This is a genomic window from Zhenpiania hominis (genome assembly GCF_014333425.1).
GTDB lineage: Bacteria > Bacillota > Clostridia > Peptostreptococcales > Anaerovoracaceae > Hominibacterium > Hominibacterium hominis.
Genome location: NZ_JACRYT010000063.1, coordinates 1 through 1,028 on the forward strand (window position 1 = coordinate 1; position 1,028 = coordinate 1,028).

A 1,028-nucleotide genomic window follows, 5' to 3' on the forward strand; every position below is an offset into this window, starting at 1 on the left:
AGTCCGCGGCAGCTTGCTGCGTACACAAAAGAAAAATATGGGAAAGAACTTTGTGCAGCCTGCGCGACAAAGGCGGCGCAGAAAAAAGAAGAACAGGAGGCCATAAGTGAAAACGACGAAGATTAAGATCAAGAATTTATTCGGAATCGCGGAAACCGAACTGGACGGGAGCAGCGTAGAGATTACCGGAACAAACGGATCCGGAAAGACTTCCGTAATCGATGCCATTCGCTATGGACTGACCAATCAGTCTGAGCGGGACTACATTATTCGGAAAGGTGCGTCTGAGGGGGAAATCCTGATTGAGACGGATACCGGGCTGTATATTGACCGGAAGAAACGGACCGATAAGGCGGATTACAAGTCGGTGAAAGAAGGCGGAAAGGAAGTATCCGGCCCGGAATCCATGCTGAAGCAGCTCTTTACTCCTTTGCAGCTGGATCCGGTGGCTTTTATCGGAATGAACAAGCAGGAGCAGAACCGGATCATCTTAGATCTCATTGAGTTTGACTGGGATCTGAATTGGATTCGGGAGCAGTTCGGGGAGATACCGGAGGGTGTAAATTACGACCAGAATATCCTGCAGGTGCTGCACGATATCCAGGCGGATAACAGCGTGTACTTTCAGACAAGGCAGGACATCAACCGGGATTTGAAAAACAAGCGGGCCTTTATTGAAGAGATTGCCTCCGATATTCCGGCAGAGTATGATGCGGATCGGTGGGAGCGCTACGACCTGGGAGAAGCGTACCGAAAGCTGGAGGGTATCCGGGAAGAAAACAGCCGGATTGAACGCGCGAAGGTCTTTAAAGACAGCTATGACAACAAACTCCGGGGACTGGAAGCGGATCGGGAGATTCAGGTCTCCGCAGAGGAAAAGACTATAGCAGCGGAACGGGAAGGGCTGATCAGCACGATAGAGAGGCTGAAAGCGGAAATCCGGGCAGCGGATGAAAAGCTGGGAGGTCTGGATCGTAAGCTGCAGGATAAGATTGCTCTGGCGGACAGCCAATATGAAGCAAAGAAGG

At 51.1% G+C, this 1,028-nt stretch carries 1 protein-coding gene; it reads left to right on the plus strand.

The features are described from left to right. Positions 1 to 106: 106 nt before the first annotated feature. On the plus strand, positions 107 to 1,028 hold a 922-nt coding region (locus tag H9L42_RS17485; RefSeq protein WP_187304529.1), incomplete at its 3' end, for an AAA family ATPase.